21 protein-coding genes, 2 tRNA genes and 1 pseudogene are annotated in these 24,395 nt (G+C 41.7%); 16 read left to right on the top strand and 8 right to left on the bottom strand.

The features are described 5' to 3' along the window. Window positions 1-276: 276 nt before the first annotated feature. Window positions 277-753: a hypothetical protein gene (locus tag NVS78_RS00975; RefSeq protein WP_286357533.1), complete on the bottom strand. Its 477-nt coding sequence runs from the start codon at window positions 751-753 to the stop codon at window positions 277-279. A gap of 320 nt (window positions 754-1,073) precedes the next feature. On the opposite strand from NVS78_RS00975, the gene NVS78_RS00970 reads away from it, so the two are divergent. The 4 genes from NVS78_RS00970 to NVS78_RS00955 all read left to right on the top strand — a co-directional run bounded on the left by NVS78_RS00970 (window position 1,074) and on the right by NVS78_RS00955 (window position 4,610). Next, on the top strand, window positions 1,074-1,553 hold the full coding sequence (locus NVS78_RS00970; RefSeq protein WP_151411495.1) for a hypothetical protein: 480 nt from the start codon (window positions 1,074-1,076) through the stop codon (window positions 1,551-1,553). Between the two features lie 189 nt (window positions 1,554-1,742). Then, a complete protein-coding gene (locus tag NVS78_RS00965; protein ID WP_286357532.1) occupies window positions 1,743-2,186 on the top strand; it encodes a JAB domain-containing protein in 444 nt (147 codons plus the stop codon). A 250-nt stretch (window positions 2,187-2,436) separates the two neighbouring features. Beyond that, window positions 2,437-3,486 (top strand): DUF3871 family protein, encoded by a 1,050-nt coding sequence (locus NVS78_RS00960; RefSeq protein ID WP_286357531.1) that lies wholly within the window; start codon window positions 2,437-2,439, stop codon window positions 3,484-3,486. Between the two features lie 392 nt (window positions 3,487-3,878). After that, a complete protein-coding gene (locus NVS78_RS00955) occupies window positions 3,879-4,610 on the top strand; it encodes a DUF4595 domain-containing protein (RefSeq protein ID WP_286357530.1) in 732 nt (243 codons plus the stop codon). A gap of 110 nt (window positions 4,611-4,720) precedes the next feature. Here the strand turns inward: NVS78_RS00955 and NVS78_RS00950 are convergent, their stop codons facing one another. From NVS78_RS00950 to folB, 3 genes are all read right to left on the bottom strand, one after another. Then, window positions 4,721-4,885, bottom strand: a complete 165-nt coding sequence (locus NVS78_RS00950) for a hypothetical protein (RefSeq protein ID WP_286357529.1) — start codon at window positions 4,883-4,885, stop codon at window positions 4,721-4,723. Window positions 4,886-5,503: 618 nt separating this feature from the next. Continuing rightward, window positions 5,504-5,574 (bottom strand) — tRNA-Cys (locus NVS78_RS00945). A gap of 62 nt (window positions 5,575-5,636) precedes the next feature. After that, complete coding sequence (folB, locus tag NVS78_RS00940; protein WP_041502802.1) at window positions 5,637-5,990, bottom strand: dihydroneopterin aldolase; 354 nt, start codon at window positions 5,988-5,990, stop codon at window positions 5,637-5,639. Window positions 5,991-6,395: 405 nt separating this feature from the next. Between folB and NVS78_RS00935 the strand changes: the two genes are divergently transcribed. From NVS78_RS00935 to NVS78_RS00920, 5 genes are all read left to right on the top strand, one after another. Next, complete coding sequence (locus NVS78_RS00935) at window positions 6,396-7,247, top strand: 3'(2'),5'-bisphosphate nucleotidase CysQ family protein (protein WP_286357528.1); 852 nt, start codon at window positions 6,396-6,398, stop codon at window positions 7,245-7,247. A 15-nt stretch (window positions 7,248-7,262) separates the two neighbouring features. Further along, on the top strand, window positions 7,263-8,561 hold the full coding sequence (locus NVS78_RS00930; protein ID WP_286357527.1) for a M18 family aminopeptidase: 1,299 nt from the start codon (window positions 7,263-7,265) through the stop codon (window positions 8,559-8,561). Between the two features lie 166 nt (window positions 8,562-8,727). Continuing rightward, a complete protein-coding gene (locus NVS78_RS00925; protein ID WP_059027243.1) occupies window positions 8,728-10,176 on the top strand; it encodes an amino acid permease in 1,449 nt (482 codons plus the stop codon). 454 nt (window positions 10,177-10,630) lie between these two features. Then, window positions 10,631-11,599: a hypothetical protein gene (locus NVS78_RS14235; protein ID WP_491896680.1), complete on the top strand. Its 969-nt coding sequence runs from the start codon at window positions 10,631-10,633 to the stop codon at window positions 11,597-11,599. 148 nt (window positions 11,600-11,747) lie between these two features. Next, window positions 11,748-13,865 (top strand): golvesin C-terminal-like domain-containing protein, encoded by a 2,118-nt coding sequence (locus tag NVS78_RS00920; RefSeq protein ID WP_491896682.1) that lies wholly within the window; start codon window positions 11,748-11,750, stop codon window positions 13,863-13,865. A 330-nt stretch (window positions 13,866-14,195) separates the two neighbouring features. On the opposite strand, the gene NVS78_RS00915 is transcribed toward NVS78_RS00920, so the two are convergent. The 3 genes from NVS78_RS00915 to NVS78_RS00905 all read right to left on the bottom strand — a co-directional run bounded on the left by NVS78_RS00915 (window position 14,196) and on the right by NVS78_RS00905 (window position 15,402). Further along, window positions 14,196-14,270, bottom strand: a tRNA-Val gene (locus NVS78_RS00915). A gap of 76 nt (window positions 14,271-14,346) precedes the next feature. Then, window positions 14,347-14,763 (bottom strand): acyl-CoA thioesterase, encoded by a 417-nt coding sequence (locus tag NVS78_RS00910; protein ID WP_286357525.1) that lies wholly within the window; start codon window positions 14,761-14,763, stop codon window positions 14,347-14,349. A gap of 3 nt (window positions 14,764-14,766) precedes the next feature. Beyond that, a complete protein-coding gene (locus tag NVS78_RS00905) occupies window positions 14,767-15,402 on the bottom strand; it encodes a lactate utilization protein (protein WP_286357524.1) in 636 nt (211 codons plus the stop codon). Between the two features lie 243 nt (window positions 15,403-15,645). Between NVS78_RS00905 and NVS78_RS00900 the strand changes: the two genes are divergently transcribed. The 4 genes and pseudogenes from NVS78_RS00900 (at window position 15,646) to NVS78_RS00885 (ending at window position 20,051) form a co-directional block, all read left to right on the top strand. Further along, complete coding sequence (locus tag NVS78_RS00900; RefSeq protein WP_286357523.1) at window positions 15,646-16,779, top strand: OprO/OprP family phosphate-selective porin; 1,134 nt, start codon at window positions 15,646-15,648, stop codon at window positions 16,777-16,779. A 16-nt stretch (window positions 16,780-16,795) separates the two neighbouring features. Beyond that, the gene (locus NVS78_RS00895; RefSeq protein ID WP_286357522.1) at window positions 16,796-18,883 is read left to right on the top strand and encodes a type IA DNA topoisomerase; all 2,088 of its coding nucleotides are present in this window, start codon (window positions 16,796-16,798) and stop codon (window positions 18,881-18,883) included. Window positions 18,884-18,985: 102 nt separating this feature from the next. Then, window positions 18,986-19,426: pseudogene (locus tag NVS78_RS00890) on the top strand (lipocalin family protein); the annotation flags it as partial. Window positions 19,427-19,544: 118 nt separating this feature from the next. Continuing rightward, window positions 19,545-20,051, top strand: coding sequence for a TlpA family protein disulfide reductase (locus tag NVS78_RS00885; protein ID WP_286357520.1), 507 nt, complete (start codon window positions 19,545-19,547; stop codon window positions 20,049-20,051). A gap of 72 nt (window positions 20,052-20,123) precedes the next feature. On the opposite strand, the gene NVS78_RS00880 is transcribed toward NVS78_RS00885, so the two are convergent. After that, window positions 20,124-20,498 (bottom strand): YccF domain-containing protein, encoded by a 375-nt coding sequence (locus NVS78_RS00880; protein WP_041502813.1) that lies wholly within the window; start codon window positions 20,496-20,498, stop codon window positions 20,124-20,126. 113 nt (window positions 20,499-20,611) lie between these two features. On the opposite strand from NVS78_RS00880, the gene trxA reads away from it, so the two are divergent. From trxA to NVS78_RS00865, 3 genes are all read left to right on the top strand, one after another. Next, window positions 20,612-20,965: a thioredoxin gene (gene trxA / locus NVS78_RS00875; protein ID WP_286357519.1), complete on the top strand. Its 354-nt coding sequence runs from the start codon at window positions 20,612-20,614 to the stop codon at window positions 20,963-20,965. 151 nt (window positions 20,966-21,116) lie between these two features. Continuing rightward, complete coding sequence (locus tag NVS78_RS00870) at window positions 21,117-22,766, top strand: SulP family inorganic anion transporter (RefSeq protein WP_286357518.1); 1,650 nt, start codon at window positions 21,117-21,119, stop codon at window positions 22,764-22,766. A gap of 114 nt (window positions 22,767-22,880) precedes the next feature. Further along, a complete protein-coding gene (locus NVS78_RS00865; RefSeq protein WP_041505533.1) occupies window positions 22,881-24,296 on the top strand; it encodes an amidophosphoribosyltransferase in 1,416 nt (471 codons plus the stop codon). Window positions 24,297-24,395: the final 99 nt, after the last annotated feature.

The raw sequence follows: 24,395 nt of genomic DNA, 5'->3' as shown, positions 1-24,395 counted from the left end.
TATTAGGTCTTTGCTTTGCAACTTTAACAGGAATAAACTTACCCGTTTTTGCATCTCTTCCAATCTTTCTTGTTTTTGCCATAATAAAAACTTTTAAAAGTTAAACTCATAGCAATCCTTGTTTATATACAAAAATGATATTACTTTTGCATATATGATGTAACTATTATGTATGCTAAGGTGAGCAACCTTAGCCTAATTGGCGAATTAGATAATAGTCTAAAAGAAAGTGAATCAGGATTGCCGTCTTTAATTCACTTTCTTTTTTTATCGCTTTCACTTTCTCGGCATACTCCTCATATTTAATTTATAAACATTCTCACCCAACTCCTTTACTTCAACCATATCAAACATGATATTATTCTTTTTGTAATCTAAACCAAGTAAATCAAATAATCCTTTAGCATTCACATAAAAATAATTTCCTGATTTTGCAACTTTAAATGCACCATCCTCAAATTCTTTGCAGTACATAAGATAAAGCATACTTTCATCTTTATCATCACTTGCAAATTTTACACCCGCCCCAACTTCAAGCTTCATAAACTTTGCTGTAGCCTCTGTAAATCCGAGCTTTCCTGTTGAATGAATCGTACTTTTGAGTTTTACATTAAAATCATTTGCATTGTATATTTTTAATCCCATAATTATATCATTTGATTTATATTGCAAATGTAAGAAGATTTTATCTACACACAAAACTATCCACAAAATATTTTGTTTTAAAGTTCGTTTTATTAAAAAATCAATCATACCTGAATTCGATTTCTTGCACAATTCCTTGTTCTTTTATTTTAAAGTTCATTTTATACTCTAACACATTCCTCAAAATATTTTTTTGTACTTGGTGGGAAAATACAAAATTCTAACCAGTATATACTATTCATAAATTCTCCACCAACTAGCCTGTTAATGTCAGATGTATACCTCCCCTCTAAAAAACACCCCCTCCCCTCTAATTTTAGGTTGGCAATATATACAGGTGTGTTCTATACAAGAGTAGTGTAACCTCATGATACCCCTACCCCAAGCCAGATAAAAACCAATTTAATTAATTAAAAATCAATTCAATTATGGACTTAAAAACTTACATTCAAAACAGGGAGGAAACAAGACCTTCCAGTTCTATCGAGATCAATCCAGCCTTGCTAGAACATTTTAAAAATCAGGTGGCAGTAATACCACCCCCGATGAAAGTAGGCGATGAAATGACGGTCATTGACTTTAAGGGGGAGAACCCGCAGCAGTTACAAGTTGTATGCGCTTTGGGAGAGGAAGAGGTGAGGGAGATTAAATACACTCAACTCGTACGAACCAGTCAAGCGGGAGATGTCACGCCCAACGATATTCCATGTGATCCTATCGTTGAAAAGAAGTACGGTAAAAAGTTACAATTCATCTATTCTTTTGCCAGAAACATGATGCTAGACGCCCTTATCACCACGCTTAAAGACAAGAAGATCGTGTTATGCGGTCAGGTTGAAACACCAGCAGTTTACCGTGGTCAAAGGGCAAAATTACTCGTTAAGAAGTTCGCTCTAGTGGAAGAGTAATTAAAGATACAGGGACAGAGAGCGCACAGGGGAGGGAAACGAGGTTTCGATATTAAAGCGGGGGAAGTCATTCAGGCTTTCCAAGCAGGTAATATAGGAACACGAAGTTTCTCTTCCCTTGCCAAACCCAACAAGCTAACGTGAGCTTGAATTATTAAAATGACAACGTGATTAAAGTGTAAATAGATCATGAACGAGCAAGTTAAATTACCAGTGGTAGAACTGGTGTACAGGAGGAAACCTTCTAAAAAGTACAAGATTGAATCCGCAAGGGATGCTTACGAGTTACTGGTATCCCCGTTTAAGGATACAATAGAGCATCATATCTCTACAAGAATTATTCTATTAAATGGCAGTAACAGGGTACTGGGAGTATCTACTATAAGTGAAGGTGCGTTATCTTACAACATTACCGATGTACGGTTTATATTACAACTGGCTATACTCTCTAATTGTAAAGGAGTGATCATTTGCATTAACCAATCTTCTGGTGATCTTGAACCAACTAAACAGGATGATGAACTGGTGGAACAGGTAAAGATCGCACTTTCATATGTAGATATAGATTTACTGGATTACATCTTGTATTGCGAGGAAGACTATTACAGTTATTCAGATAACGGTAAACTTTAGAAATTGAAGTTGGTGAATTTTTGGCTGTATTGGTATATATAGCTTGTAAGGAAGATAATTTTCACCACTATTATACATGGTGTAAAAGTATATTTCCAGTTCAATTTTTCAACTGGCTTGAAGCTAGAGAATGAATAAAACAAGTAAAAGTGATAATGAACTTTAAAAACCAAGGTTGGTGAGAAATTTACTAGTTCCATATATAGACAGAAATTTTAAATATTTCCACCACCGTTAAATAGATTAGATTATGAACACGTCAACATTAATTCCAAGTCAAAATGACGGTTTACTTCCAGTTATATTTGGAAATAGTGAACCACAAGTAGTAGAATTTACTCCTTATGAGGTAGTGAATGAACCTGTTAGAAAGGACAAAAGGAGAAAACATTTCATTGAAGCTAACACTGAACCTATTGACATGACCCGTTTAAAAAGTGATTGCATCGTGCCAGTGTTCAGCAAGGACAACGAGATGACAATATCTCATCCTGCATTTATAGAAACGGTGCATAAGGTGGCAAGTGAACTGTTTAGAGGGGAAAGCATAGAGGAACCAGATATAATGGTAAGTCACGTTATAAAGGGAAGGATACCAGAAGCCATTCATAAACCAGTAGCTCAACTGTTAGAAAGTGACAAGACGATCTATTACGAGAGAATGGCGTTTGCTTTTGAGATACCTACCATTTATGAAACGATAGACGGTAACAGGGTGAATTTATGTATTACAGGAGTGAGAGCGTATAACAGGGAGAACCTTTATTCAAAGAAAGTGGCAGAAAGGTTTAGTGTCGCTATTGGATTCCAGAATAAAGTATGCTGTAACTTGTGTACGTTTACTGACGGTTTTAAAACAGACCTTAGAGCCACGAGCCAACATGACCTGTTTAGAGAGGTTATGAAGTTATTCCAACAGTACGATGCTGAAAAACATTTACGATTGATGAAGAGCTTCACTAGTTCTTATTTAACGGAACATCAATTCGCACAGTTCTTGGGGAAAAGCAGGTTGTATCAATGCTTGCCCGCAAAAGAGAAAAAGTTACTTCCCAACATGGAATTGACGGATTCACAGGTAAATATTATTGCCAAGGCGTATTACCATGATGATAACTTTAAAAAGGAACATGGAGAGAACGAGATCAGTTTATGGAAGTTTTACAACATGCTTACTGGTGCCAATAAAAGCAGTTACATAGATAACTTCCTAGATAGATCGTTAAATTCCACGCAATTAACGGAAGGGATAGATAGGGCGTTACATGGAGATTCAACCTATAAATGGTTTATAGAGTAAAACCGTTGGTTACAAGCACTAGTTATTCCAACGATTACTTTAACTTTGCCACACAGCAATCCTAAAAGCGTTTGTTTGATGCTGAAATTTATTTACTTTTGTGTTGTCTTCCAGTTCAACTGGTGGGCAGACATATTGAATTAATGGAAGCGTTTAGTTTCATCCTTTACGAAAAAACGACCAATTTTTATGCAGAGGGATAAACGATACAAACGCTCATGCTTGCCGTATATATATCTACTATATACATGGTTTAGCGTGGGGTTGCTGTTTATTTCTGCATGGGTTACTTGGTCGTACCTTTCGTAAGATAAACTTACAACTACCACGCTTTCTTGTTTATATTAATTACTTCTTTGGTAGTTGGAAGTAGAGATTAATTGCAATTAAAAATGAAAAAGATTTATTTATTGATGCTGTTATTAGCTACGGTATTTGTCGCTTGTTCTGATGATGACGATGACAAGGATGATGACAAACCAACAGACAAGGTGAAGTTGGTTAGTAAAATTGTTACTTCAAATTCTAAGGGGACAAAAGAAAGTGAAGAAACATTCGAGTATGATCCTCAGGGGAGAGTTACAAAATACAAATATTACAATATTGATGAGGCTTACAGTTTTATGCAAAAATATGCATACGGAGATAAGACAATCACAATGCAAGACTATGAAGATGATGAATTGTACAACACAATAACCTACACGTTAGAAAATGGTGTAATCGTTGCAAGTTCCGATGATTATAATGGAAAACCTGTTAAATTCTTATACAATAGTGATAAGTATTTGGTGAAAGCAGAGAAAGAAGGATATTCCGAAATTCTTACATGGAGTAACGAAAATCTTCTGAAAATAGGAGATGATATGTCATTTACTTATACCGAATACGAAAATAAGAGTAATATTGACATCATCTCTATCAACTTTACAGAAGATGCTGAATTTGATGATATTCTATTTAGAGGTGGATACTTCGGTAATAGAAGTAAGAAATTGATCTTAACGGCTAAATCACATGATCATCTACATCAATATGAATATACCTTTGATAATGAAGGTTATGTTTCCAATATAAAGGACATTAAAAGTGGGTACACACAAACGATCACATATAAAGAATAACTGTATGTGTGCTAGCTAGGTGTGAGGGGTGATAGGCTTATGCTTGTCACCCTTTATTTTTTGCCAATAAAAAAGCCAGTACCATACAATGAGGTACTGGCTTCAATCATTTAGTTGCGCTGTTTTTTCTTGACAAGCTTCGTCTTGGGTTTCCCGAATATATCGGGGAATAATCTCTTTAATCTATCCATGTCTAAATGCCTAAACAAGTCAATTTCATGGATTACATGGAAACGTTCCAATCCATGCCATTCATACTCTTTCTTTTGTTTCATAATGCAAGTGATTTCTAACAAACAAGAATGCAAACAACAGTAAATAAATCAAGTTATTCGTTTACGTATTGCAAAGGTACTACTTGTAAGTAAGGTGAAAAAATAGATGTTACAGAATATCAGTTATCTGTATATATGGTAACATATTATCATTTAAATGTTCTGTTCGCTAAAGAAAGGTGATGAGTGTTATATTTAGATGTTTATTAGGTTTTTAATCTTTAAAAAAGTGTAATCTGATCTGTATTGATGTTGTGTATTAATAGAGTGAGGAGCTACTTTTCAGATGAGGTTTGCTTGAAAAGATGAGGTATGAGATAGGGAAGATGATCTTGTGAAATTTTGTGTATAATGCTAGGTTTACGGTAAGATTTGAATATAAGAATGAGGTTCTACGAATGATTAATATATTGAATGTATTGAATTGGGGAACTATATTGTGAGCGTAATTAGATGTATATTAGAATTATATGTGTTATTTTTATGTTGTATCATGAAGTGAGATTAACGAAAACAGACACAAAAATGGTCAAGGTTTTGGTCAAGGTTTCGTGCCATTTTTGGCCAGAAACACTCCATAAACAAAAATCAGTCACTTTGTAAGTGACTGATTTTCTGAGGTCGGTAGCAGATTTGAACTGCTGTACACGGTTTTGCAGACCGCTGCCTAACCGCTCGGCCAACCGACCCTGTTGCGATTTTGCGTGGCAAAGATAAGGGGTTTTTCGGAATATACAAATCTTGTCCGTAATTATTTTGATAGAGTCACGCTGGTTGCAGCGATTTTTCCTCCTAAGGGAGGGTTTAATTTGGATACTTTAATGGTAACGTTTTGGATTTCGGGAAAAGCCAGGTATAGGGCATCGATGATCCGTTTGGCAACGTGCTCTAATAAATGGGAGGGGATCATCATTTCCCGGGCGATAATTTCATAGGCCGAGAAGTAGTTGAGAGCATCGTTGATGTCATCGCTTGCCGCCGCTTTTCCGCAGTCCGCGATGATTTTGGCATAGACCCTGAATTTGTTGCCTACACTGCGCTCCGTTTCATAACAGCCATGATAAGCAAAAAATTCCATTCCTTCGATTTCAATAATTCCTTCCATGTGCATTTGCTTTACAAAAAAATGATAACTTTACTCCTTTTTTAAATACAAAAGAGTCGACAGGACGTCGACTCTTAAGATTACATTACTAACTACTAACCTAAACCATACAAACTTATGAAAAATCTTCAATCTCTTAAAGACACTGCAAAGGTAATGCCAATCTCTATGGTGGTGTAATATTTATTGTTAATAAATATTATATGTATAGTTAATCTTGTTTAATATTTTGGGCTTATTTTTTGTGTTTTTTGACCTAATAATAGCCATCTTGTTGATATATAGTGAAATGTTAATTTGGCTGTGTGAATTGGATTGATTTTTTGTTAATTAAATGATAGATTGTTATGGTTGTAATTAATATTATTCGTAAGTTTATAAAACCGTTTGTATTAAGATTAGATTATGGTAATAGGAAGTAAAATAGCTGGAATCCAAGAGATTGCAGAAGAGGCGGGGCGTTTGATATTGGATATATACAATAAGCAGTCTTTTTCTGTGGAGTTGAAAAGTGATTTGACGCCGTTGACGGAGGCGGATAAGGTATCGAGTGAATATGTCGTGTCGGCTTTACAAAAGCTTTTTCCCGGTATTCCGGTGGTGAGCGAGGAACTTCCGTTGCCGGATTATAAAATTCGTTCCGGATGGCGGGAATTGTGGATAGTCGATCCTTTGGACGGAACGAAAGAGTTTATTTACCGGAACGGAAGATTTTGCGTGAATATTGCATTGGTGGAGAACGGAGTTCCCGTATTCGGAATGATAAATAACGTGAATGATGGGGAATTGGTGTGGGGAGGTGTGGATGTGGAGTGTGGAATTAAAGACGGGGAAGGGGGCGGAAAGTTAAAAACTTCCGTGGCCGGAGGAAATAAATTGAAAGTTGCGGTCAGCCGGTTCAATATGACGGAAAACGAATTTCAATATATCGATTATTTAAAGGGTTTGGGATATGAAGTCGAGTTGTTCCCCTTTGGAGCTTCTTTGAAGCAGGTGATGATCGCTAAGGGAGAGATGGATATATGTCCTAAATTCGGGAAATGTTCGGAGTGGGATACGGCCGCCGGTCATGCCATCGTCGAAGCGTCGGGAGGAATGGTGCTGAACTTGGAGACCGGAAGAAATTTGGTATATAATAAAGAGAATATGTTAAGCCCTCCGTTTATTATGTTCAGTAAACGGATTCATGATTTGATTATGGCGGGAGATACCCGTTTTTATGATTTTCAGTTGGGTGAAAAATCGGGAAATAAATAATAACAACAGGATAAAATGGAAAAACAGGTAGCAAAAGAATTAATTGAATTTATACATGAAAGCCCGACCAATTTTCATGTAGTGGCGAATGCTAAAAAAGAGTTGTTGAATCACGGCTTCAAACAGCTGTTTTCAGGTGAGGCATGGCATATAGAAAAAGGTGGAAAATATTTTGTAACGAAGAATCACTCTTCTCTTTTTGCTTTTGAGATCGGTAGCGGTGAGATCGCCGAAGAGGGTTTTAAGTTGGTATGTGCGCATAGCGATTCCCCGACGTTCAGAATAAAACCGAATGCAGAAATGCTTGTTGCCGGAAAATATTTGAAGTTGAACACGGAAGTTTACGGGGGACCGATCATGTATACCTGGTTCGATCGTCCTTTATCTATGGCCGGAAGAGTTATGCTGCGGAGTTTGAATCCGTTGAAGCCCGCGACTCAATTCGTGAATTTTAAGCGTCCCGTGTTGGTGATCCCGCATATTGCCATTCACTTTAATCGTGCCGTGAATGATCAAGGGAATCCGTTGAGTAAGCAAAAGGACATGTTGCCCGTATTGGGAATGATCAACGACACGTTTGAAAAAAATAATTATTTGTTGGGTTTGATAGCTGAAGAGATGAAAGTGGATAAAGAAGAGATTCTTGATTTCGACTTAACCCTTTACGAATATCAAAAAGGTTGTTTGGTGGGAATCGACGAGGAATTTATCTCTTGCGGAAAGTTAGACGATTTGGCAATGGCTCATGCCGGGTTGAAAGCGTTCTTGGCTTCTGAAAAATGTTCGAAAACCAAGGTGTTAGCCATTTTCGATAATGAAGAGGTGGGTAGCGGAACCAAACAGGGAGCCGGTTCGCCGATTTTGAGAACGATCATAGAGCGGATCGTTTTTGGATTAGGCGGTACTCCGGAAGATCTTTATCGGGCTATTCATAATTCGTTTATGATTTCGGCCGATATGGCGCATGCCCTTCATCCGAATTACGTGGAGAAACATGACCCGACAAATCATCCGGTGATAAACGGTGGTCCTGTCATAAAATTTAATGCCAATCAAAAATATGTGACGGATGGTGATTCTGCCGCTGTTTTCGAGACGATTTGTAAGATGGCAGATGTGCCTTGCCAGAAATTTGTGAATCATTCGGATATGGCTGGAGGATCTACCCTGGGCAATATTTTGCTTTCGCAGATGGAGATGAGAGGCGTTGATATAGGTAACCCGATGTGGGGAATGCATTCGGTACGGGAGACCGGAGGGGTGATGGATCATTTTTACGTAATTAAGGCGTTTACGAAATTTTATAATGTATGAGAATTTTATCTTACCATTAAAAAACAGGGACCTTCAATTTTTGAGGGTCCTGTTTTTTTTAGATCGCCGCATTTATTAACGGGAGGAGGGTAAACAAAAAAAAGTGCTGTTACGTTATTACACTGTAATTAGGAGTCTAAATAGCATTTAACTTAAAATAATGATGATGGAAAAACGGAAGAGGAATATTTCCACGTGGCAATTAGCGTTAATGACGGCTGCCGCGGTGATCAGTTTGCGGGGATTACCCATGATGGCTCAAGAAGAGCTGACGATGTTTTTTTATATATTTTTTGCTACTTTTCTGTTCCTTATTCCCGCGGCGTTGGTGGGAGCGGAGTTGGGAAGTGCTTTTGCCGATAAAGGCGGAGGAGTTTACACCTGGGTAAAGGAAGCTTTTAACCGAAGGATGGGATTTGCGGCTATTTTTTTGCAATGGATACAAAATGTGGTTTGGTATCCGACGGTATTAGGTTTTGCGGCTGCTTCCATCGCTTATATGATCGGAAGACCCGATTTGGCGCAAAACGGTATGTTTGTCGGTTTGTTTTCCATTATCATGTATTGGTTTGCAACTTGGGTAACTCTTAAAGGAACCTCTATCGTTTCCCGGATAACCAGTCAGGGTTTCTTGTTGGGAACGGTACTGCCGGGTGTCGTGATTATTGTTATGGCCATTATCTGGATTGTCGGGAAAAATCCGGTATCTTTCGAGCATATACCCTCCACGGTAAGTCAGGTTGTTAGCGTGGATGCCGCACAGCACGTACATCCCCGACTGTTTCCTCATATATCAGGGATGAGCGATATCGCTTTTTTAGCCGGGATCTTACTTTTATTTGCGGGAGTGGAGGTACACGCGGTGCATGCACAGGAGATGAAAAATCCGCAAAAACAATTTCCTGCCGCTATGTTTTTAGCCGCGTTGATCTCTTTTGCTTTGTTTACTTTCGGTTCTTTGGCCGTGGCCGTTGTAACACCTTACGATCAGATTAATCTGCAGGCCGGTTTGTTGGTGACGTTTCAGGAGTTATTCAATCATTATCACGTCGGTTGGTTGACGAATGTGATGGGACTATTGGTTGCGTTCGGAGCATTGGCGGGAGTAATGTCCTGGATATCCGGTCCCAGTAGGGGGTTGTTGTGGACGGCCCGGGACGGACAATTGCCGAATTTTATGCAAAAGACGAACAAGAACGGAATACAGATTCATATTTTAATTATACAGGGATGTATCGTTACTGTCTTATCGTCGTTGTATATGGTTATGGATGACGTGAGTGTGGCCTTTTTCCTGTTGAGTGCCTTGACGATCGGATTGTATCTGTTAATGTACATGATGATGTATGCTTCGGGCATCAAATTGAGATATACCCAACCCGATTTACCGAGGAGTTATAAGGTCCCGGGCGGGAATCTGGGAATGTGGCTGATTGCCGGAATCGGCTTCTTGGCCGTTCTTTTCTCTTTTGCCGTTACTTTTTTTCCTCCTTCTCAACTGCCTGTCGGAAGTCCGGCCTTCTATACCGGATTGGTGATAACGGGGACCGTGGTCTTTTTTGCCATACCTTTTATCATCAGTTTTGCCATGGATAAACGAAAACAAAAATCCTGATATAAACGGAGCTTTTAAGCTCCGTTTATTCTTTTCGTGATTGTTCGCGTGGAATCGGGTTAAAACCTTCGGTTTTTCATTTTGACGATCCCTCGCGGATCGATCAAAAACAGGTCGGGATGGCCTGGGTCCCGAATGGTAATTGGTCTATATTGGATTATAAGTTTATGCGTGTGCTTTTTTGGTGTTATGATTATAAATATTTGATTATTAATAATTTTATGTGGTGATTTAGTCCTGTGTGTTTTTTTTTTGACTCCCGCTTGGTTTTCAATAAATTTCAATATCGAGGTGTAAACTGAAGTTTATATTATAATCGTGAAATATATTGCAATATATTTTCATTATTATACTGTATTTGCAAATTGAATGATATTATTGTAAAATATTGATTACAATATTGTCGTGATAATTGTTTCGTTTTGATGTTAAACACCTTGTCAGGATTATAGATATGAATACCAGGAATGTTAGTTTGATTGCCGGTTACGAGATAAAAGCGATCTCGAGAGAGTGGAGTTTTAAAATGGTCACGGCGCTTGTCGCGCTGATCGTGATTTTTCTTCACGTGATCACGCAAAGTAACCTGGTGGAACCGGAATGGGTTACCGTGTCGTTACCCTCGGCCATCCCTTACACGAACGCTTGCCTGGTAAACGCGTTCCTGTTTATCGAGATCGTTTTTTTTGCCGGTAATTTTCAGCGTAAAAGTCGCGTAGAGGGAGCTAACGCGGCCCTGTCGGCACGCCCGTTTTCAAACCTGGAACTGACGTGCGGTAAAACGGCGGGTTTTTTAATTTTAATGCTTTTCCTGAGTTTTTTCCTGGGGGTGGTGGCGATATTAATTCACTTGTTCTCGAGCGACTCTCCTTTCGCTCTTTATCCTTATGTTTTTTATTTTTTCACGTTGACTTGCCCGTTACTCTTTTTTTTCACGGGATTGACGACGGGTATTAAAGGAATGGTGGGTAACATGGCCTTGTCTTGCGTTTTATTGCTCGGCTTGTTGTATTTTTTTCTGGATTTTGGCCGTAAACTCTTTCACGGGGTGTTCGACGTGCTGGCCATCACGTTGCCCAACACTTTCTCGGACGTCACGGGATTCGCTGGTCTCGGGGTCTACCTGTTACAACGGGCCTCTTTTTTTCGCTTGGGGATGCGGGTTAATCATCCTGGGAGTCGCTTTCGTTCACCGGCTTCCTTCCGGCTCGAGGAGCAATGTCTCCGCCGGTCGCCCTGGAGCGTGGTTACTGGCGTTGGGTGTTGTCCTATCGGGCTTTTACGCGGGTCATTTCATCCGCCGGGATCAGGAGCGGGATGCGGTTCGGGAAACGTTTGCCAAACACGAGGCCGTTCCGGGAGTTCGTGTTACCGATCATGCTATCGAGTTCAAGCAGGAGGGATACGCCTACTCGGCGTGTAGCGAGCTAAACTTGCAGAATATTCATAACCAGAAGATAGATTCCGTTGTTTTGTATTTAAACCCGGGGTTGGAGGTCTTGAAATTAACCACGGGCGGAGAGGTTTTACCCTTTCGGCGGGAGCGACAGGTCTTGATTCTGCCGTTATCGATGGAAGCGGGAGAAACGAGACGGGTAGAAATGGAGTACACGGGTTCGATCTCCCCGGCTGTTTGTTACCCCGAAGTAACGAATATCGATTCTCTCGCCATGTCGCGTCGCTATTACATGTACAACACGGGGCAACATTGTTTTTACCTTCAACCGGACTACACCTTGCTCACTCCCGAGTGCTTGTGGTATCCCTCGAGTATTCCCCCTGTTAACGTCGATTCTCCCTACCTGTCGGGTCAGGATTACACTCGTTTCACGTTACGGGTAAAAGGGGAACGCTCGAGAGCGGTGATCTCCCAGGGAAAGGAGACGAGGGAAGGAGATGACACTCGTTTCGTGAACAAGGTTGCCTTGCCCGGTTTAACGCTTTGTGCCGGCGATTATACCCGGAAGAGCGCTCGAATAAGCGGCGTTTGGTATGAACTCTTTTTATTCAAGGGGCATGAATACCTCGTTCCTGAAGAAATAACCGCGGAAGAGACTGTCGACTACTGGGAAGGCATGTGCAGGTACAGGTCGAAAGATAACAAGGTAACATACGCTTTCGATAAACTGTGTCTCGTGGAGACGCCTGTTCATTTTTGCGCTTACGGGCGGGACTGGAAGACCAATAGCGAGCTGGTACAACCGGAAATCATCTTTCGTCCGGAAAGGGAGGCGTTATTCTCCCGGGCGTTTAAAATGGGAACTGAATGGAACGGGACGATTAGCCCGTCGCGTGGTTTTTTGGACATGTACATGAGGGAATTAACCGGTGATAAGCGATACGTCCCGGCGGGAAACGTGTTTTTTAATCAATTAACCGGTAAAAGCGGGAGAAGCAACGTGAGAAATGAAGGTGATATTTCCTATTTGCTGCAAAAGTATCATTACAACGTGTACTCTCCCGAGTTTGCCGGGATCAATCTCTTGTTTCACTATATGCAAGAGGGGTTTGACTCGGATTTTGTCAGTTGGGGAGGGAGTGGTAATTCAATGGCAGCCCGGTATCTTTTAAACCGGAGCTTGGAAGATGCGCTGCACGTCCCGGGTTGTGAAGTAGGGGATGTGCTGTTTTACAAGGGATGTAATTTTTTAAAATATATTTTACGTACCGTTTCCCCGGGGAAATTAGCCCGTTTTAACACGGGGTTTATTCAAAGCCACTTGTTCCGGAGCTTTAGTTACGAGGAGTATTGCGAAGAGTTGGAGAAACGATTCGGCGTATCTCTTTTGGAGTTAACCCGTGAATTGTATCGCGAGCGAGGTTTGCCCGCGTACTATTTCAGGGATGCCCGGGTGGACGACGTGGAAGCCCCGGGAGGAAAGAAAGGATTCGTGTTCAGTATAAAAGCGTGGAATAAGGGAAACTGTGGCGGTATCCTCTCGATAAGACGCAGGTATGTCAATGAAGGACGTCATTACCTTGTCCCAGCAGGAGCCTGCAAGGAGATCAAAGTTTATTTCGAGGGCCCGAGTGATCGTTGGACAATCCTGGTCGAGACGAACGGGTCTCGAAATGATCCCTCGTATCGTGTGTTTGAGCCTTTTGCTAAAAAAGGTAGGATTAAAGAACCTGTAGACGGATTTTTTGACGCCGATACCTTTGCTTTCGCCCCGGAGCCGGGGGTGTATATCGTGGATAACGATGACCCGGGTTGCCGGGTTGTGGAAAATAGCCGGATCGTGCAGAAATTGTACCGGCAAACGGGTTATAAAAATACACGTTGGAGTTGGATGAGTAGTAACGAGGCGTACGGGGAACTTTCCAGAAGTTATTTAGAGAAAAAGTCCGGGAAAGGAGATTCCGATGTCGAGTGGGAGGTGGACTTGCCGGAGGCCGGGGCGTACGAGTTGTTTGTTTATAACAATAAGTCTCGTGTAGACGATAACAACTCGAGATCTTTTTACAGTCGCGGGAAGAAAAAAAGAAACCCGGTACAAAAATACCGTTTTGTTTATGCCGGTGGCGTGAAAGAGGTCGATCTCGACCTGTTGCACGCGGAAGACGGTTGGGCATCGCTCGGGACGTATCGCTTTCCCGCCGGGAAGGCAAGGGTTACGCTGTGCGGGAAAGGCGTCGATCGACATCAATACCTGTACGCGGATGCCGTGAAATGGGTAAAAGTCGAGTAATCGTGAGATACTCCCCGGGGAACAAGGGATGGCGGGGTCGTGATAAAAGACTCGTGTTGCCGGGAATATCGAATCGTTTAGAACTAAATAGTTAGAGAGATCAAATAAAAAAAAATCATGAAAACAAGTAAATTTTTTATCATGTATCCGCTGTTTCGTCAGTCGATCAATCTTGAACAACGGGAGTTTTTACAATTGTCAATCTTTTTAATCTCTTACTCACGGAATCATTGAATCACAGAATTTTTTTATTCCTTCGTCGGAATCCCTGAATGTTACGGGTAAATTTTTGGAGAATAAAAAAAGAGGTTCTTTTTGAACCTCTTTTTGTGGGCGCTGAGGGAGTCGAACCCCCGACCCTCTGGGTGTAAACCAGATGCTCTGAACCAACTGAGCTAAGCGCCCGTGTATCGAATTGCGGTGCAAATCTAATTTATATTTTTAATTTGTCAAAAGAAATGAAGAATTTTTTATCGAAAATTTATTTTTCCGATCTCTCTAATTCTTTGCTGAAAAGCATGTCGAATGGTTCTCCTCGGGTTAGTTTCCCGTTTTGTAAGCATATGACTTCGACACATCCTTTTGCACAAAGTTGGTTATCAGGAATTTTATAGATATCTTCAAAAAAGAGCAGTTTGATTCCTTCCCGTTTTAAGGCGATCTTTACCGAGAAGCGGTCGCTTCCTTTGAGAGAGTGTTTGTAGGAGATATCCACTCTGGAGACCATGGCGTCTATCCCTTGAGCGTGAAGATCGGAGAAACTTTTACCGGTGGATTCCAAAAATTCATGCCTGGCGTGTTCTAAATAGTGCTGGTAATTGGCATTGTTGACTACTCCTTGAATATCGCACTCGTAGTCGCGTACTTTCATTTCTAATTCGAATAGATATGTATGCATGTTTTATAAACCTAAAGATTCATTGATCAGGATGATTTTAATTCGTTTGGGCGGAAAAGACTTTTCGGTGATGGTCCAGGTGTTGCAAAGGCGATCGCTGCTTTGGCAGTTCATGCAGGAGGCGGTTGTTTGACATGGCGTGTGCAAATGGGGATGACGTATCGCGTTCCGGGGGGCGGCGACGGTACGGATGCGTTCCATCGCTTTTTCCAGATTTTCGGTGATTTTGTTTACGCCGATGAATAAAACGACGTTTTTGGGACCGAACGTGATGCCTGCAACCCGGTTCCCGACCATGTCCACATTGACGAGTTGGCCTTGTCTGGTTAAGGCATTAGTTCCGGTAAGAAACAAATCGGCCTGTAAGGCTTGTCGTCTCCAGTATGTTTTTTGGGTCCGACTATATCCCTCTTGAAAGGTTCGGATCAATACGCATTCGGGATGGTTTTCCAAGGCATTCAATACTCCGGTAGCCTTCATCGTTTCGGAATCGCCCCAGGAGATTGCGGTAGGCTGGAGGCGTTCGAAAATCTCGGTGAAGAAAATCTCTTGAGCCTCGCTTGTCGTTCGGGCAAAATAGACTTCGAAATGATTTTTTTCTAACGCTTTTATCGTGTGCTCTATGGTCTCGTTTTCCATGGCCGAAAGTTTATATACCGAGCAAAGATAGGATAAAAACAGAAAGACTCAAAAAAGAGGGCCGTAAGTAGGTGGGTAACTAATCTTTGTGAATATCGTATGATATCGAACTGTAACATGTTGTAAAACAAATCCCGATCTGTTTTTGATCGTGTTATTTTATCGACAGGGGATAATGGATTTTTTTTGTATTTTTGCCTTTTTGAATGGGAAGTATAGTATTTATTTGAAAATGTTAAATTTATGAGAGTTCTTTTTTCGTTACTTTTTCTTATTTTATTCGTGCATATTACTTCGGCTCAGTTAGTGTTGAAGTCTGAGAAAGGAGAGTTCGAGTGTCGGCTGATCGGCCGGGCTTTGTTTGACGGGGGCGTGTTTTTTAGTGATAAGACCCCGTTGGGAAATGCCGTCGAGGTTTATGATGTACGTTTAGGGACCACCATGCGTTTTTTGGATCATTGGTATGGAAAAATCGAGATAGGATTTGCCAATAGTGAAGTTTCTTTGAAGGATGTTTATATCGAATATCAGCAAAAACGCCACGTGATCCGGATCGGACATTATTACGAAGCTTTTGGGTTGGATTACCGCATCGGGACATCGGATATGAAATTTAACGGGGTGTCTGTTACCGGAAAAGCATTTGGAGATCGTCGTAAATTGGGGATCAGTTATATCTATAATGTAGACGCTTTAAATTTGTGGACCGGTATCTTTAGCGATAAGGATGTGGATAATAAGGAGAAAGGAGATGAGGGGTATACGATAGCCGGCCGGTATCTTTATCGTCCTTATGTAAATGGAGATAATGCCGTTCACATCGGGCTCTCTTCCCGTTTCAGCACGCATGGGGAGGCGGAAAAGAATACGATAACTTATGCTGCCGGAGCTCCTTCCGAGTTGCTTTCGGAAAAGTTCTTGAAGGCGGAGGTAACGGAGGCCATCAATCAATGGAAATTGGGAGCCGAAATCATTCTGGTATACGATAAATTTTATATGCAAAGCGAGTATATGTTCGGGCATGTGAACCGGAGACATGCCGTTTCGGATTATGACGGTGACGGGTGGTACGTGCAGATGGGATACGCTTTGTTAAGCGGAAAATACGGTTACAGCAAGATGACAGGAATGGCGAAGAGTCCGGGAACAAAAAGCTTGGAGGTGCTTTGTCGATATAATGTGACTAATTTGAATGATCGGAAAGCAGGGATTATGGGGGGAAAACAAAACGATCTTTCTTTGGGAGCTATCTATTATTTCAATAAATACATTGCGGTTAAAATGAGTTATAGTCTGGTTAGTTTGGATAAGTATGCCCAGATCGACGGTAAGCAGACTTTTAACATGATTCAGGGACGGGTACAGGTGAGTTTTTAATGTTTAATCCTATTTCATGAAGCTTTGTATAGCGGAGAAACCCAGTGTCGCGAAGGAGATTGCTACCGTATTGGGAGCGAAAATACGTCGAAACGGTTATTTCGAAGGGAATGACTATTGTGTGACTTGGACGTTCGGACACCTTTGTTCTTTGCAGGAACCGCATGAGTACACGGACAAATGGAAACAGTGGAATATGACTTATTTGCCGATGATCCCTTCGACGTTTCGGATTAAGTTGATAGAGGACGAGGGTATCAAGAAACAATTTGCCGTTATTGAAGAGTTGGTGGGGAAGGCCGAAATGGTCATTAATTGCGGGGATGCCGGGCAGGAGGGAGAGTTGATTCAACGTTGGGTACTGACGAAAGCCAAATGCGGGGTTCCGATGAAACGGTTGTGGATCTCTTCTTTGACAGAAGAGGCCATTCGGGAAGGGTTTGAGAAATTAATGGATGCTGCCGATTTCGATACGTTATATGCTGCCGGATCGGCAAGAGCGATCGGAGACTGGTTGTTGGGAATGAACGCGACCCGGGCCTACACGTTAAAATATGGAGACGGTAAAGGGGTTTTCTCGATCGGCCGGGTCCAGACTCCTACCTTGGCTTTGATCGTGGAGCGCCAGAAGGCGATTGAACGGTTTAAACCCGAAACCTACTGGGAGGTACGTACGGATTACAGGGTGGGATGGTTCGCCAACACGAAAGGACGGTTTACGGATAAATCCCAGGCTGAGGCTTTTTTGAAGGAGATAGAGCCATTGGAGTTGGAAATCGCGAGCGTGGAACGGAAAAAAGCGATGGAGCATCCGCCGAAATTGTTCGATCTCACCTTATTGCAGGTGGAGTGTAATCGTAAATTCGCGTTCTCCGCGGATGCCACGTTAAAAATCATTCAATCGCTTTACGAGAAGAAATTGACGACTTATCCTCGCGTGGATACCAATTTTTTACCTAACGATATCTATCCTAAAGTGCCCGTAATATTGAAGGGATTGAAGCCTTACGAGTCAGTGATACAACCGATATTGAGCGGAGGAAGGATTCGGAAATCGGGGAAAGTCTTTAATGATAAAAAGATCACGGATCACCATGCTATTATCCCTACCGGCGTATTCAGTTACGATATGACCCCCGATGAGAAACGGGTATATGATCTGATTGCCCGTCGTTTTATTGCCGTTTTTTATCCGGATTGTGAAGTGGCCAATACAACGGTGATGGCAATCGTGGGAGAGCATGAGTTTAAGGCCACGGGCAAACAGATTGTGGTTCCCGCTTGGAGAGTGCTTTTTCCGACAGCTTCCAATAAGCAGAGTGATGAAAATGTTTTGCCTGCATATGAGGTGGGGGAACGGGGAATCCATCATCCGGAACTACAGGAAAAAGAGACGCAACCGCCGAAATATTTTACCGAAGCGGATTTATTGCGGGCCATGGAGACGGCCGGGAAACAGGTCGAAGACGAGGAGTTGAGAGATTTGATGAAGGAAAACGGAATAGGACGTCCTTCAACCCGGGCCGGTATCATCGAAACTTTGTTGAAACGCCGTTATATCCGGAAGGATAAAAAACGGTTGGTAGCTACGCTTACGGGAATCGAACTGATCGATACGATCCAGAACGGACTGTTGAAATCCGCCGAATTGACCGGACAATGGGAGAAGAAGCTTCGGATGATCGAAGACGGATCTTATCGTGTGACGGATTTTATGGAGGAGCTAAAGGTGATGGTCAACGAGGTGATCCACGAGGTGAAGTGCGCTCGCCGGAAAGCGATTGCCGTGGAGACAGAAGGAGAGAAAGTGGCCGAGAAGCCCGTAAAGGAACAGATTCCGCTTGTCTTGAAATGTCCCAAATGCGGTAATGGTGAGATTATTAAGGGACGTACAGCTTGGGGATGCTCTCTCTATAAAAAATCCTGTGATTTCCTGATACCGATGGAGATTCAGGGGAAAAAAATAACGCGAAAACAGGTGGAGTCCGTAGTGCTAAAAGGTAAAACCGGGATGTTGTCCGGTTTTAAAGACGCTGAGGGTAATGCGTTCAGCGGAACGCTTCGTTTGGATGAATTTTGTAAAGTAGTGATTGATAAAAAATAGTTCGGTAACCAAGGGATGATATCTTGCGTTATAATTCGTACATATTAAATAATGCGGATTATGACATATCGTGTAGAAAACAATGGAAAATGCCCTAAAGTGGATATGCATGTGGTACAAGAGCTGGAATTGACTCGTTACATGGGTAAATGGTATGAAATAGCCCGTTTTGACCATCGTTTCGAACGGGGATTGGATAGGGTGACGGCAGTTTATTCTTTATGTGATGATGGAAAAATCAAGGTTGTAAACAGCGGTTATAAGGACGGACGGTTGCATGAAGCCCGGGGAAAGGCCAAGATGCCGGATCCGGATGAACCCGGAAAGTTAAAAGTCTCTTTTTTCTGGTTTTTTTATTCCGATTATTTTATTTTGGAGTTAGACGAGGAGTACTCCTCTGTTTTAATCGGAAGTTCTTCCGACAAGTATTTATGGATTTTGAGCCGGACCCCGAAATTGCCTGATAATAAGCTTAAAAAATTATTGACGAAGGCGGAGAATCGCGGCTATGATACGGGGAAACTCATCTATATCAACCAGTAAGAGAACTTCGATGAGAAACGGAAGTATTAAATCTATCTTAAATCCGTTGAATGTGATCGGTTATTGTTGTAAATGATTTAAATTTGACTATCATTTTGAAACGATAAAATAGAAAAGTATGACATTGAGATATTTATTGGCATGTTTATGTGCATGTTTGTTTTTCACTACGGTCGGGGCTCAAGAGAAAAAAGAGCTGAAAGCAGGAGATGCGTCTCCCGTGTTCAAATATTATGATATCAATGGAAAAGAGGTTTCTTTGAGTGATTTGAAAGGTAAATATGTTTACATTGATATTTGGGCTACTTGGTGTCCTCCCTGTCGGCAGGAGTTGCCGCACCTGAAAGAGTTGGAGAAAAAGATGCATGATAAGAATATTGTTTTCGTGAGTATCTCATGCGATCAGAATAAAGCGGATTGGGAAAAGATGGTGAAAGATCAGAAGTTAGGCGGTGTTCAGTTGCATACAGGTGGCGACCGGGCTTTTATGAATGCTTATCGCGTACGGACGATCCCTCGTTTTATCCTGTTGGATAAGGAGGGGAAAATATTGAATCTCGATATGACTCGTCCTTCTGATCCGGCAACATTGAAAACTCTGGAAGCTTTGAAAGGAATAAAATAGAAAGAAGCCTTTGGGATGTATCAAAATGGGCTTTGTTTTTATGGAGGGATTGCTTGTAGGGCAATCCCTTTTTTACTTGTTTATAATTTCGTGACCGAAGGGGGAAAGTGCTAATCCGGCCAATTTAAAATGTTGTAGCCCGAAAGGAATACCGATAATCGTTAAGCAAAAAACAATGCCCCAACAAAGATGTGAAAGGCATATCCATATGCCGCCGATGAAAAACCAAATGATATTCATGAGGAGGGAGAGGCATCCGTTACTATGGGGAATGTCTATAACTTGACTACCGAATGGCCAGAGGGCCAATACGCCTAATTTAAGGGTTTGCAGTCCGAAAGGAATTCCGATGATGGTGATAAAAAGTATTACGCTTGAGGTAAAATATTCCAACGCGATAACCAATCCGCCGAAAACGATCCAAATAATATTTCCCAAGATTTTCATGATGTTTGTTTTAAAGGTATTTTTAGAAAGCAAAAATAAAATAAAGGTAACAATTTGGGCAGGGAAACGTATCATTTGTAGAGAATAGATCACGTATTTAAAAGCAGAGGGATATGATAGAGCATTTGACAAAGGATAGTTTTAAACAAAAAGTGTTTGATTATCAAAATAAAGAAGTGTATGAGTTTAAAGGGAAGCACCCTGTTTTGGTCGATTTTTACGCAACCTGGTGCGGACCTTGTAAGGCGATAGCCCCGATATTAGACGAATTGCAGGAGGAGTACAAGGGTAAGATAGATTTTTATAAGGTAGATAGTGATATTGAGAATGAACTGGCCGCTGCTTTTAATATTCGTAGTATTCCGACGTTGATGTTCGTTCCGGTGGATGCTCAACCTCAGGTGGCGAGCGGTGCGATGTCGAAAGCTCAGTTTAAAGAGTTATTTCAGAAAGTTTTTAATGTATAATAACTTAGAAGATTTATTTGTTACATTATATCGAAGATCCCGAAGAGAAACTGTAAAAGGCTTCTCTTCGGGTTTTATATTCTTTATTTCAAATACCTCCAAATGTATTTATTTTTTTACCTTTGTGCGTTTTTATTAAAGGGTATTTGATATGGAAAAAGTGTTTGATCCGAAATTATTCGGATTGATTAAGGATGGTTCTGTCAAAAAGAACTTGTCGAAAGATGTTTTAGCGGGTGTTGTTGTCGGGATTGTGGCTTTGCCGTTAGCCATCGCTTTTGCCGTGGCTTCCGGTGTTTCTCCGGAAAAGGGGGTGATGACTGCCATTATCGCTGGATTTATTATTTCGTTCTTGGGTGGTAGCCGGGTACAAATCGGGGGACCGACGGGTGCATTCATCGTGATCGTTTACGGCATCGTGAATGATTACGGTATGGACGGGATGATTATTGCTACCATGTTGGCCGGAATCATTATGATCGGGTTCGGGATGTTGCGGCTGGGGACGCTGCTTAAATTTATACCTCATCCGTTGATTGTCGGTTTTACTTCCGGTATTGCGGTGGTTATTTTTTCGACCCAGATATCCAATGCTTTGGGACTTACATTAACGGATGTTCCGAGCGGTTTTGTCGGGAAATGGGCCTGTTATATCGATCATATACATACGATCAACTGGTATGCTGTCATCATAACGGTCGTGACCGTTTTAATAGCGGTATACATGCCGAAATTGACTACTAAAATTCCGGGTTCTTTTGTGGCTATACTGCTCGTTACACCTGTGGTCGCCATTTTTTCTCTTCCGGTGACGACAATCGGAACCTTGTATGGCGAGATTTCTTGTAATTTTGCCCCGACGATTCCTTCATTGGATTTCGCTAATTTGGCTCATTACGTTCAACCGGCCTTTACGATCGCTATTTTGGGAGCTATTGAATCGTTGCTTTCGGCCGTGGTTGCCGATGGTATGATCGGAGGACATCATCGATCCAATACGGAATTGATCGCCCAAGGGGCGGCCAATATCGTGGCTCCTTTGTTCGGGGGGATTCCGGCCACGGGTGCTATTGCACGTACGGCTACCAATGTGAAAAACGGGGGGCGGACTCCGGTGGCGGGGATGATACACGCGGTGGTCTTACTATTGATCATGCTTTTTTTCGGGAAGTGGGCCTCCTTGATTCCGATGTCTTGTTTGGCGGGAATATTAATTGTTGTTTCTTATAATATGAGTGAGTGGCGGTCTTTCCGTTCCGTATTGAAAGCCTCCTATTTCGATATAGTCATACTTTTGGTAACCTTCTTTTTAACTGTTTTGGTCGATCTGACCGTTGCCATCGAGATCGGTGTGGTTTTAGCGGCCTTGTTGTTTATGAAGCGTATGGCTGATAATGCCCCGAGGGATATTACCGGAACGGGAAATATGGATCAGGATGTTTTGGAGAATTATAAAGATATTCCTTCTGGCGTAGGGATATACGAGATTAGCGGCCCGTTCTTTTTCGGTTCGGCCAAGACTTATTGTGAGACGATCCGGGTAATGGGAGTCCGTTATCAAGTATTGATTATCCGGATGAGGCATGTACCTTTCGTGGATACGACTGCTTTGAAAAATTTAACGGAAACGATATCTCAACTGACGAAAGAGGGGACACGGATTATATTGTCCGGGGTAAATGAGCAGGTAAGAAAAGATTTACTTAAAAACGGTATCGGACGGCAGATAGGGGAAGAACAAATTTATCCTAAATTTGATCTGGCTCTGAAAGCCGCTCTTGCAATGGTTGAGACAAAATAACGGAAAAGCCGTTCGGGACTAAAGACCAGAACGGCTTTTTCTTTTATCACAATCTTGTTCTCTCTTCGAAAATTATTATAATTTTGTGTACGAATTAATTTATGACGATAATTTATGAGTGGATTTTTTGGGTGCGTTTCTCGCAAAGAGTGTGTTGCTGATGTTTTTTACGGCACGGACTATCATTCTCATTTAGGAACGAAGAGGGCCGGAATGGCTTTTTACAACGGGCAGGAGTTTACCCGTTCAATCCATAGTTTGGAAAGTGCCTATTTCCGGAATAAGTTCGAACCGGAATTGGATAAATTCAAGGGTTCTTCATTGGGGATCGGGGTAATTAGCGATATGGAGTCTCAGCCGATTACGGTGATTTCCCATTTGGGACGTTTTTCCGTTGTAGTTGTGGGGAGGATAGATAATTTGGATGAGATTGAAAAATGTTTTTTAAGTGAAAAGAAGCATTTTGCAGAGCTTTCGAGCTCTACCGTCAACCAAACGGAAGCGGTGGCCATGCTTATTAATACGGGAAACACGTTTAAAGAAGGAATTGAGAACGTATATAGCCGGGTAAAGGGATCCTGTTCTTTTTTGATTTTAACGGAAACCGGAATTTATGCTGCCCGGGATAAGTATGGTCGTACCCCGATTATTTTGGGAAAGAACGATAACGGTTATGTGGTGGCGAGTGAAAGTTCTTCTTTTACCAATTTAGGTTACACGATTGTACGGGATTTAGAACCTAAGGAAGCGATACAAATCAGCCGGGACGGTATTACTCAGGTGACAACACCGGGTTGCAGGAAACAGATTTGTTCTTTTCTTTGGGTATACTACGGTTATCCCTCTTCTTATTACGAGGGAATTAACGTGGAGGATGCCCGTTATCGTTGCGGGGCCGCTATTGCCGCGCATGATAACGTGGAGGTAGATTTTGCGGCAGGTATTCCTGATTCCGGAGTAGGCCATGCCATAGGCTATTCCAATGCCCGGAAGATTCCGTACAAACGCCCTTTCGTGAAGTACACGCCCACGTGGCCGCGTAGTTTTATGCCGCAGAATCAAAGTATGCGGGATTTGGTCGCTAAGATGAAATTGTTGCCGAACGAGGCTTTTACAAAGGGAGCCAGGATTTTGTTTTTGGATGACTCTATTGTTCGCGGTACTCAGTTGAAGGATAATGTCGTCAAATTGCGGGAATGCGGAGTGAAAGAGATACATATGCGGATCGCTTGCCCTCCGTTGGTTTATCCTTGTGTCTTTTTGAATTTTTCATCTTCCCGTTCAAATTTCGATTTATTTACCCGTCGGGTAATCCGCGATCTGGAGGGGACCTCCGATCTGACGGAAGAGATTCTGAAACCTTATACCGATCCTGATTCGGTGCAATATAAAAAGATGCTGGAGGTGATGGCACAACATTTGGGATTGGATTCGTTGAAGTTCCAGCGTTTGGATGATCTGGTAAAAGCCATCGGCATTCCGAAAGAGGATCTTTGCACGCATTGCTGGGACAATTCGTCGTATCTGTAATCTATAATTATTCAGTGATTAAAAGGATTGACGATTTTGGATTGTAAATTGTAGATTGTAAATCGAGTACCAATTTTTTAGATTTACAATCTACAATTT

Source organism: Gabonibacter chumensis (genome assembly GCF_024741215.1).
Taxonomy (GTDB): Bacteria; Bacteroidota; Bacteroidia; order Bacteroidales; family Marinifilaceae; genus Gabonibacter; species Gabonibacter massiliensis.
The sequence above is the reverse complement of the archived record's forward strand: the minus strand, read 5'-3'. Positions and strand labels throughout refer to the sequence as shown.